Source organism: Streptomyces atratus (genome assembly GCF_014648655.1).
GTDB lineage: Bacteria > Actinomycetota > Actinomycetes > Streptomycetales > Streptomycetaceae > Streptomyces > Streptomyces atratus.
The window spans coordinates 17,826-27,356 of sequence record NZ_BMRN01000065.1; the positions used below are offsets into that span (position 1 = coordinate 17,826).

General features: G+C 66.8%; 9 protein-coding genes and 1 pseudogene. 7 read left to right on the forward strand and 3 right to left on the reverse strand.

Annotated features, from left to right (window positions below; all coding sequences use genetic code 11):
* Nucleotides 1–337 precede the first annotated feature (337 nt).
* Nucleotides 338–541, reverse strand: coding sequence for a 50S ribosomal protein L32 (gene rpmF, locus IEZ15_RS47475; RefSeq protein ID WP_373302731.1), 204 nt, complete (start codon nt 539–541; stop codon nt 338–340).
* Between the two features lie 619 nt (nt 542–1,160).
* Here rpmF and IEZ15_RS39760 point away from each other — a divergent pair.
* The 5 genes and pseudogenes from IEZ15_RS39760 (at nt 1,161) to IEZ15_RS39780 (ending at nt 5,802) form a co-directional block, all read left to right on the forward strand.
* On the forward strand, nt 1,161–2,387 hold the full coding sequence (locus IEZ15_RS39760) for a radical SAM protein (protein ID WP_189281868.1): 1,227 nt from the start codon (nt 1,161–1,163) through the stop codon (nt 2,385–2,387).
* Nucleotides 2,388–2,578: 191 nt separating this feature from the next.
* A complete protein-coding gene (locus IEZ15_RS39765; protein WP_229846455.1) occupies nt 2,579–3,556 on the forward strand; it encodes an alpha/beta hydrolase in 978 nt (325 codons plus the stop codon).
* A gap of 10 nt (nt 3,557–3,566) precedes the next feature.
* Nucleotides 3,567–3,902: pseudogene (locus tag IEZ15_RS45870) on the forward strand (aldehyde dehydrogenase family protein); the annotation flags it as partial.
* A gap of 443 nt (nt 3,903–4,345) precedes the next feature.
* Nucleotides 4,346–5,188: a hypothetical protein gene (locus IEZ15_RS39775; RefSeq protein WP_189281870.1), complete on the forward strand. Its 843-nt coding sequence runs from the start codon at nt 4,346–4,348 to the stop codon at nt 5,186–5,188.
* A complete protein-coding gene (locus IEZ15_RS39780; RefSeq protein WP_189281871.1) occupies nt 5,185–5,802 on the forward strand; it encodes a hypothetical protein in 618 nt (205 codons plus the stop codon). The genes IEZ15_RS39775 and IEZ15_RS39780 overlap by 4 nt, the downstream gene beginning before the upstream one ends.
* Before the next feature lie 404 nt (nt 5,803–6,206).
* Here the strand turns inward: IEZ15_RS39780 and IEZ15_RS39785 are convergent, their stop codons facing one another.
* Complete coding sequence (locus IEZ15_RS39785) at nt 6,207–6,536, reverse strand: hypothetical protein (protein ID WP_189281872.1); 330 nt, start codon at nt 6,534–6,536, stop codon at nt 6,207–6,209.
* Between the two features lie 384 nt (nt 6,537–6,920).
* Between IEZ15_RS39785 and IEZ15_RS39790 the strand changes: the two genes are divergently transcribed.
* Nucleotides 6,921–8,276, forward strand: a complete 1,356-nt coding sequence (locus tag IEZ15_RS39790; protein ID WP_189281873.1) for an epoxide hydrolase family protein — start codon at nt 6,921–6,923, stop codon at nt 8,274–8,276.
* Between the two features lie 68 nt (nt 8,277–8,344).
* Here the strand turns inward: IEZ15_RS39790 and IEZ15_RS39795 are convergent, their stop codons facing one another.
* A complete protein-coding gene (locus IEZ15_RS39795) occupies nt 8,345–8,857 on the reverse strand; it encodes a GH36 C-terminal domain-containing protein (protein WP_189281874.1) in 513 nt (170 codons plus the stop codon).
* A 516-nt stretch (nt 8,858–9,373) separates the two neighbouring features.
* On the opposite strand from IEZ15_RS39795, the gene IEZ15_RS39800 reads away from it, so the two are divergent.
* A partial coding sequence (locus tag IEZ15_RS39800; RefSeq protein ID WP_189281624.1) for a TetR family transcriptional regulator occupies nt 9,374–9,531 on the forward strand: 158 nt, incomplete at its 3' end.

The window sequence follows — 9,531 nt, forward strand, 5'->3', positions numbered from 1 at the left end:
AACTGGGAGACGCCGCTCAAGCACGGGCGAGCTGGATGCGAGCAGCCGAGTTGCTGGGCGCCTTCCGCACTGCATGAGCTGCGGAGATGTGGGCCAAGGCAGAGGTCCTGCCGTAGCCGAGGGCTCGTCCGATCAACTGACTCGGCGTCTTGTGTGCCACAGGGCTGTGCAGTCGTGCCAGGACTGAGCGACGGGCGAAACCCGGCGGCCACGGGTCGTCGGGTTTCGCCCGCGGCGCCGCCTGCCCGGCGGTACCGCGAAGACGTTGCCGTTCTACGGGGAGCCCGTAGCAGGCAGGCGTCTTGCGACCGGAGTCAGCTTGGTCCCCGTTGTGACGTCAGGCGGGTGGTAGTACCCGATGGCCGCGATACGTTCCGCAGTGCCGGCAGGCAGCGTGGGGCGGGGGCGGCAGGTCGCAGTCCGAGTCGGCACATCTCGCGAGGAATGGTGCAGCCGCCTTCAAGTGGGCTCGGCGGAAACATGTCCCCGCGAGGGGCTTCTTGTGCACGGCGTCGGAGCCGTTCTGGACGGCCCCGTTCACCGGGCTGGGCCCTCGTCGGTTCGACGACCCGTCGGTTCGGCAAGCTGATCACCGCGCTGCGGTGTGCGGGGTACGGACTTGGTGCGCAAGGGTCGACGGGAGCCCCGGAGTAATTCGCTGGACCAAGATTTCTTTCGTGGTAAAGTACCGGCATGCTTATCGAGGTTGACAGACCGTAGCCGCCGGGCGCGATCACGCTATCGGCCCGTGCCACTGACTCCGGTCCGCTATAGCCCGGATGTGTATGACGCGCACGATTACACACTTCCGCGTTTGAATGTGCATGCCCTGGCACACCTTTGGCCAGTGCGCTCACATTCCTTTTTGCTCCTGCCGGAGTACCCCGAATCAGCCTCCCCTTGCGGCGCGTTCACAGCATGCACTGACTTCTTTCCAGCGACGTAGAAATTCTTTTCAAGCCGTGATTCCTCCGGTCCGGAATCGGACCGGCATGGCTGACGTCGTTCGAGGAATGCAATGTGCAGTCCGTTCTGTGCGACTCCGTCCTGCGTTCCCGTCGTCATGCGTCGGACGGCGCCCATTCCTTTCGAGGACTGCCTCTCGTCAGCACGATGACGGCCCGTCGGGAGATCACGTGGAAGATTGTGAGCATCACCTCATGACGAACCAGCACCATGCGAACACATCGAGTGACCGGGCCCGACGGTCCCGCGTCGCACTCGCCAACCCTCCCCCCGGTACCCGGCTCGCGCGCATCCGGGAGCATCTCGAATCGATGGGCGCGCCCGATTTCCGCTACCGGCAGCTCGTGAACGCCCTTCGCCGAGCGGAAGCCGAGACCTTCGACACCGTTCGCGAGTTGCCGGCCGAACTCAGGGCGGGACTCACCGAGAAGTTCGGACCGCGCATGCTTCCCATCGTGCCGGTCGCCCGCCAGGCAGAGGACCAGGTCGAAAAGATCGTCTTCGAGTCGGACCCGGGAACCCGTTTCGAGACCGTTCTCTCCCGCTACAGGGCCGGATGGTCCTCCATCTGCGTGTCGTCACAGGCCGGATGCGGACTGGGCTGCACTTTCTGCGCCACGGCCGCTGTCGGCCTCGCCAGGAACCTGACGGCCGACGAGATCTACGCACAGGTCGTACACCCACGCTGGCGACTGCACGACAAGGGTCTGCCGGAGAGCGTGGCGTTCATGGGCATGGGCGAGGCACTGGCCAACCCACATGTGTTCGATGCACTGTGCCTGCTTTCGGGAACTGGTTACGGGGAACTGTCGCAACGCCGTATCACCGTTTCCACCGTGGGCTTCGCGCCCAATCTGTCCAGGCTCACCAAGGAATACCCACAGGTCACGATCACACTGTCCGTGCATTCACCGTTCACGGACGAACGTGCGCAACTGATTCCGCTGGAGAAGCGATTCCCCCTCACCGAGAACCTGGCGATTCTGGATGAGCACGCGGGCACGGCACGCCGCAAGATCTACCTCGCGTATCTGCTGATCGCCGGCGTCAACGACACCGAAGAGCACTTGCATCAGCTTGCCCGACTCGTGGCTTCGCGATCCCGGCCGGAACTCTTCCACGTGAGCGTGATCCGGTACAACCAGGCACTGGGCGCTGATCCCGCCTATCGGGCGCCCTCGAAGACACATGTCAGTCAGTTTGTCGCAGGTTTGCGTGAACGTGGCATCCACGCCACCAGGCGACGCCAACTCGGCTCGTCCATCGATGCCGCCTGCGGCCAACTGCACGCCCGCTACGCCGCCTCCGCCCCTCCCGGCGGCCCCCTCACCGGTCTTCCGCCGATGAGTCCCGCCGAGGACCGACTGCTGCAGATCGGGCGGCCGGGCCGGTCGGAGTCTCGTCGGACGGCAACCGGCTGAAGCGCGGAACGGAGCGTCGGTACGACGACCGGAGGCGCGCGCTCTTGTCCCGGCCTCGGCCGTCCGCATCATGCACAGCACGACGGCCGTCGTTGCTCCATGCCCCACCCCGGCACCCCTGATACCCGCCCCACAGTCCTGGAGGACGTATGAACAACCATCGTGACCGAGGTCAGCGCACGGTCCCGCCCGTGCCTTTCGACCCGGAACTGAACCCCATCCTGGAGAACCTGGGACCCCCGCACGAGAACGCGCCGGTGTCGGCTGACGACATCCCCCGGTGGCGTGCGCAACTCGCAACGGCAGACCCTTCACTCGATCAGCTGCGCGACCATGGCAGGTTCGAGATCCAACAGTTCCTCGCGCCCGGTCCGGACGGAGCACCAGACGTCTCACTCCTCTTCGCACGCCCCACCGGCCTGCGCCAACAGGCGCCAGTTGTCTACCACATGCACGGCGGAGGCATGATCGGCGGATTCAACCGCACCGGCATGCAGACGATCCTCCAGGAGTGGGCTGAGCCCCTCGAGCTGGCCGTCGTATCCGTCGGCTATCGGCTGGCACCTGAATACCCGTACCCAGCGGCGATCGAGGACTGCTATGCCGGGTTGGTGTGGCTCGCCCGACACGCCGGGACACTCGGCGTGGACCCCCAACGTGTCATCACCGTCGGCGGCAGCGCCGGCGGGGGCCTCACTGCTGCCTTGGCCCTTATGGCCCGCGACCGGAAGGGTCCCGGCATCCTTGGCCAGTTGCTGATGTGTCCCATGCTCGATGACCGCAACGACAGTTCCTCGGCTCACCAGATGACCGGCCTGGGTGTGTGGGACCGCCCCGCCAACGACCTGGGCTGGACCGCTCTTCTCGGCAAGGACAGGGACAGCTCGCAGGTCTCGTGCTACGCCGCGGCCGCCCGCGCAGCGGACCTGTCCCAGTTGCCGCCCGCCTACATCGACGTCGGTGCCGCAGAAACCTTTCGCGACGAATGCATCCAGTATGCGACGCGCATCTGGCAAAGCGGCGGGGACGCTGAACTGCACGTCTGGTCAGGTGGGTTCCACGGCTTCGATCAACTGGCGCCACACACCGAAGTCTCCCGAGACGCCCGCCGGACCCGCTTCCGTTGGCTCTGCCGTCTGCTGAGCCGCGAGGTCCACCAGGCGTCTTGACCGGCCCCTCCGCAGCCGCTGCGAGGAGGTCGTCACCGCGCTGAAGGAGCCGACGGGGTGGCCGCTGAAGGTGGGCGACCCCAACGACCCCGACACCTTCATCGGCCCGATGACCTGCCCCGGCCGGCGGGAGCGGGTGCGCACCTGCATCCAGCTCGGCATCGAGGAGGGCGCCCGCCCGGTCACCGGCGGCCCGCAGATCCCCGAGGGCCTGGAGAAGGGCAACTACGTCACCCCGACCGTCTTCGTCGACGTCGACAACTCCATGCGGATCGCCCGGGAGGAGATCTTCGGCCCGGTCCTGGTCGTCATCGCCTACGACGACCAGGACGACGCCGTCCGCATCGTCCAGCTGTGCTGGAGGTGTGTGCCAATCCTGTGGTGGATACCGAGCCGCCGGGCGATTCGGCCACCCCTGTCCCGCTACCCGGGTGAACCCGGAGCGTGTGAACACCCGTGGTACTAGAGCATCCACGGCACGCCGGTGTCACCCGTGCCCCGATCTGGAAGAGGACCTGCATGAGCGCGTCTGCTGAGCGGGCCGATGACTCATCACTCCAGCGCACCTTCAGACACGCAGCCCTGGCGGCAGCGGTGACCTGCGCGGCCTTTGCGGCGGGCTGCGCCTCTCCGCCCACCACGGCTGAGAATTCGCCCTCGGTGCGTCACACCCTGCGGGCACTGCTTCCGCGAGGTGGAGGTCTCGAAGTGGGCGATTTCGGTGCCACCCGGAACGAACCGCTGGCTCCTGCGGTCCTGACATACAGGGATGCCAGAGGTTCCGGTCAGGTGTCCGCCTCGGTCCGCCGGCTCCCGGTGCGCGATTCCGAGCAGCTTTCGCTTTGCCCGGACCTCTCCGAACACCCCTACAGCCGATGCACTCTGACGCGGCTGGAGAACGGCGCCACACTCATCCTCGACAAGTCTCCCGTCGACGAGGCCAAGCCATCCGCGGGGAAGCGGTGGACGGCGGTGCGCACCGATCGGGACGGCGGTCAGATCGCCGTCTCGGAGTCCAACACAAGCAACGAAAGGAGTTCCTCTCCCAGTCGGCCTACTCCGCCGCTCAGTGGACGGCAGCTCACCGACATCGTCATCTCGGCCCGGTGGAAGCCCGTACTGGCCGCGATACCCTCGCCGCCCCGGGGGTCCTCGCCCGTGTCTTCCTTCCAGTACCTGCCCGCCGCGGAGATCACGGACATCATCAGCCGGTCGGTGCCCCGTGGCCTGCGCACGGCGGACAGAGGCGGAGCGGCGGGCTACGGGCATCTCACCGTGGACGACGGCCGGGGCAGGTGCCTGGTCGCAGTCACTGTCCAACAGTGGAAGCCGGGCGACGAGGCCTTGGAGAAGATCTTCAAGGGATCGGCCAGGGAAGCGGACGGAACCCGTGTGGAGATCACGCGGAGCCACCCCGAGAAGGGCGGAGAGGGAGCCGTCGAATGGTCGGTCGACACCTGGCGACCCGACGGACTGCGCATTGCCGTCAGCGAACTCAATGCCCATGCGTACAGGCTCCCGGGAACGCGCCGCGACCCAGCACTCGGTGTCGGCCGGCTCAAGAAAATCGCACTGTCCGAAGCATGGCGTGCCGCGCTTTCAGAGAAGAATGCCGAGCGAGATCGACGGTGACGCTGCTCGACCGCCCAGAGACCACGGGCGGCGGCAGCCGCACAGGCCGCGCGTCGGCCTCATCGAGGCGTGAACCGGACAGGGTCGAATCGGCTGGGCACGTGAACCTCGGTGCGGGCGCTTTCCGTGTTCTGGTTGAAGTCCTGCTCGAACAACCGCCTGAGCATGACCGCAACCTGATCGTCCATCAGGACGTCGATCCATCGGAGGCTGAAATGCGTTTGCCGAACCGAGCCAAGTCACTGGCTGCTATCGCCGCGATTGCTTCTACGGTGAGCCTGGCCTCGATCACCCTTGCCACGCCGGCCACAGCCGCACCGGCGGCCACGGGGTGGTCGTTGTGCCGGGACTACTACCTCCAGAATTGCGAGTGGTGGGCGGTCGGCACCGACCCCTACTCGGCCGACCTGGGCAAGGGAACCAACTCGAGTTCAGGGGACTACTACATGCAGGACGCGATCTCCTCGATCCAGATCGTGGGCGCCAAGACTCTCTATACGTGGAACGACAACAACTTCAAGGGAATCCAGGGCGTTTTCCAGAACAACAACACGTGGAACACCCTCAGTTACCCGTACAACGACTCGATTTCCTCGATTCGTACGTGGGGCTGAGGGCTGTCGGATCCTGCCACGACGGGCCCGCGAGAGTCGGGTGCATGTGATGATGCCGGCCGTCTTCTCCCTGGCCGGAGAATGACCCACGCTCCGGGGCCGTTCCTCGGGTGGCGCCGACCGGATTCCCGGTCGGCGCCACCGCCGTCCCTGCGGTGTCGCCTGCCATTCCGCTGACACCGACCGAACGAAAAGGCGGCCTGCGGGGCTTCGGCGGCACCGGCCGAGCTCCGCCGACCTTGCACCGACGAAGCCTGTCCGGCGGGCCGTCTCCACCAGAAGCACCCCGTCGGCCTGCGAGACGACGCCGCTGCCGCCACCCAACACCCGCAAGCGCGGGTAGCAACCGATTCGCTCGTTCACCCGACAAGTGCCCCGACGGGTGCGGGAACTATGACCGCTCCTCATTCTCGCTGGTCGGAGGCATTCTTCGGTGCTGTCACCTGCAAGTCGTCACGGGTTCCGGCCGCAGCCGCCGGATCGGCCAGGGCGGTGCCTCGGCCGAGCCGAACCAGACCCGGACGTCCACCCCGGTGCGGACGGGCAGGAGAGGGGTAGTCGTTTTCGGCGTGCCCACGGTGCAGCGCATGGCGCGGGCCCAGGTGCCGGGCTGCGTACGCGCCGAAGGCAGCCGCGTCCGACGGCTGGCAGACCGTCGCGACCACCTCGCGGGTGCCCGACTCCGACGCGAAGCCAGGACCACGCAGCAGCAGGACGTCGTCGCTGTCGATCACGATGGCGTTGGCCGCGTCACGGTGCTCCCGCCAGACCGTGCCGGTGCAGAACGCCTCCAGCGCGCGCCGACCGGGCGCTTGTGCCGATCGCGGGATACATGCATGTGACGTCCACCGCGACGCGCACACGTGTCTCACATTGGGGTGATCGGTTGGCGACAGGCCGAGGTCAACAGGCAGGTGGCTGATCAGCCGTCTGATACGTGTGAATTCAGGTAGGGTTGCTGTCCGAGACGCCCTAGGTGTGCCCTTAGGGATACTTCGCATCGTTGTGGTGTTTGCCGGCCTGAGTGGCTGATTGGCGTGCTACGTACAACGGTGCCGCGAATGTGACGGCGAATCGTCTGACAGTCCTACTTTCATGACGGACAGAAGGAGTCTTCGATGACAGAGAACGAGCGCTCGGGTCGGCTCGGCACCGATCGCCGCCGCTTCCTGGGTTTCGCGGCGGCTGGTGTCGTCGCCAGTCAGGTTGGCATGTTCGGCCAGGCTCAGGCAGCCACTGCCGATCAGGCGGCGTCGACGGGTGCCGGTACCGCGGCCGGGTGGGCGCCGCAGCCCGGCTCGGGCATCCGCCCTTTCCGTATCAAGGTCCAGCAGAAGGAGCTCAACGAGCTACGGCGGCGCATCCGGGAGACCCGCTGGCCGGACCGGGAGACCGTCAGGGATCGGTCTCAGGGTGCGCAACTGGCCAAGATGCGGCCTTTGGTGGACTACTGGGGTACCAAGTACAACTGGCGCAGCCTTGAGACGCGCCTCAATGCCCTGCCGCAGTACATCACGGAGATCGACGGGCTGGACATTCAGTTCGCGCACATCCGTTCCCCGCATGCCGACGCCATGCCGATGCTGATGACGCACGGCTGGCCCGGGTCGATCGTCGAGTTGCTGAAGATCATCGATCCGCTGACCAACCCCACGGCACACGGCGGGCGTGCCTCGGACGCCTTCCACCTGGTGCTGCCGACCTTGCCCGGCTACGGCTTCTCGGGCAACCCGACCAAGGGCGGGTGGAATCCCGCTCGCACGGCGCGCGCGTTCCATGAGTTGATGCTGCGGCTCGGCTACCCGGAATACGTTTCCCAGGGCGGCGACTGGGGTGCGATCATCTCGGAGGTGCTGGCGGTTCAGCAGCCGAAGGGGCTGCTGGGGATCCATGTCAACATGCCCGGTACCGTGCCGGACGACATCCTGCGGCATCTGCGCAACTTCGATCCGGCCCCGGCCAACCTGTCGGCGGATGAGACGAAGGCTTACGACCGGCTGCTTCACTTCTACCGTGACGGTTTCGGGTACGCGGCGATGATGAACCAGAGCCCGCAGACGATCGGCTATGCCCTGGCGGATTCCCCGGTAGCCATGGCGGCGTACTACTACGACAAGATCGCGGAGTGGACGGACTCCGACGGAGAGCCTGAGAAGCTCTTCACGTACGACGAGATGCTCGACGCCATCTCGCTGTACTGGCTGACCAACACCGGGGCGTCGTCGTCGCGGCTGTACTGGGAAGGCGCACAGGCCGGCGGCGGACCGTTCAACGCCGTTCCCATTCCGAAGCTTCCGGTCGCGGTGACGGTCTTCCCCGGCGAGATCTACCCCGCGCCGCGTAGCTGGGGTGAGCGGACCTTCGGCAACATCATCCACTGGAACGAGGTGGACAAGGGCGGTCACTTCGCCGCCTGGGAACAGCCGAAGATCCTGACCGACGAACTGCGCACCGCGTTCCGAGTGCTGCGGTAGGAAGGCACGGGTGTCCGGGGCTGCGAGCACATCGCCGCCCCGCACTCAATCGCTGACCACCGTGTTCTTCAGCTGGCCGGTTCGGCCAACCACGACGCTCGACTCTGTCGCAGACCCCGCGTAGCCGGGGCCCACCGTCCGGACCCGGCCCGAACCGGTCGGACCGCGCCGTGGGCGTCGGCGACCCGCACCAGATGCACGGCCGTACTCGACCAGCCCCGCCCCGGCAGCTCCAGCCGCAGACCGTACGCGTCGAGGACCGCGGCGTGATGGACGGGGCCCGTGCGCCGATCCCGGGAGCGGGCACCGGGCGTGAGCCCGCGCAGCCGCACCGGCGCGTCCGGCAGCCCCCGCTCCCCAGGGCCGCGCCGCCATGCCAGGACCAGAGTCCCGGCGCCGTCACCGGCGGCGTACTGCACCACGGTCGGGCCCTCGCCGTTCGGTCCGGCAGGCCGGTACAGGACGCCGTGCCGCACGAGGTGACGCACCCGCTTGTACTCGGCGACCGGCTCCGCGCCCTCGGCGAGCTCATCGGCGCGGTGGCCGGACTGTACCCGGCAATCCGCGCCGCACGCACACATCCGACAGCCGCCCTGAACGGATGAGAGGCAACCGAATCACGCACGAAGAGCCAGCCGTCGTCCGAGATGACGGGACGGCTCGGATCGAGCGCGTGTACTCGGCGATCGCGCGCACGAACGCGTGCCGGTCCGGCGAGTCCGCGACGTCTTGCAGACCACAACGCCACTCTGCACACGATCTACCGGTCCTTCGGCGACGTCCGGCGAATCACGGGCGTCCTCGCGCTGATTGAGGACGGCGTGGACTGACTGAGCTCCGTCCGGGTGGTGAGCGGCTGTATGAGGAGCCGGACCGCAGAGCGATGTCATACGCCCGCCAGGCAGGAGGCAACGCGGCCGCTCCCCTGCACCCGGCCTGCAACGCCGACAAGGCCGCGGTCCACTCGTTCAGCAAGAGCCTGTGCGTCCAGCTTGCTCAGCCAGTCGCTCCATAAAGGACACGCTAATTTGCCTAATAAAATTAGGCAAGTACATAATCGTCGATGTAAAGGATGAGAAGCGATTCGGAGGATGAACATGGCACAGGCCGGACGGGTAGGACTGACCACGGAGCGCCTGGTCCGGGCGGGTGCAGAGCTGGCCGACGAGATCGGCTTCGAGCAGGCGACCCCCGCGGAACTCGCCCGGCGGTTCGGTGTCAAGACCGCGAGCCTGTACTCGCACGTGAAGAACGC

What these genes read in the sequence shown, in the direction of transcription:
- IEZ15_RS39760 (WP_189281868.1), top strand. Translation starts at nt 1,161, where the DNA reads ATGACGAACCAGCACCATGCGAACACATCGAGTGACCGGGCCCGACGG.
- IEZ15_RS39790 (WP_189281873.1), top strand. Translation starts at nt 6,921, where the DNA reads ATGACAGAGAACGAGCGCTCGGGTCGGCTCGGCACCGATCGCCGCCGC.
- IEZ15_RS39795 (WP_189281874.1), bottom strand. Translation starts at nt 8,857, where the DNA reads ATGTGTGCGTGCGGCGCGGATTGCCGGGTACAGTCCGGCCACCGCGCC.